This is a genomic window from Bradyrhizobium cosmicum, from assembly GCF_032290525.1.
Taxonomy (GTDB): domain Bacteria; phylum Pseudomonadota; class Alphaproteobacteria; order Rhizobiales; family Xanthobacteraceae; genus Bradyrhizobium; species Bradyrhizobium cosmicum_A.
Genome location: NZ_JASXTA010000531.1, coordinates 1 through 242, shown reverse-complemented (window position 1 = coordinate 242; position 242 = coordinate 1). Strand labels below are relative to the sequence as shown.

The window sequence follows — 242 nt, the reverse complement described above, 5'->3', positions numbered from 1 at the left end:
GACGAGTATTTTTCCGACGGGCTGACCGAGGACCTGATCCACGCGCTATCACTGCAATCGTTCTATCGGGTGCTGGGCCGGAACTCGACGTTCTCGTTCAAGGGCAAGAATGTGAGCACGCGCCTGATCGCACGCGAGATCGATGCCACCTACCTGATCCAGGGCTCGGTCCGGCGTGCCGCCAACAAAGTTCGTGTCACCGCCGAGCTGATCGCGCCCGAAACCGGCGAGCAATTGTGGAC

General features: G+C 60.7%; 1 pseudogene. It reads left to right on the top strand.

The features are described from left to right. Positions 1 to 242: pseudogene (locus QSV46_RS40830) on the top strand (adenylate cyclase); the annotation flags it as partial.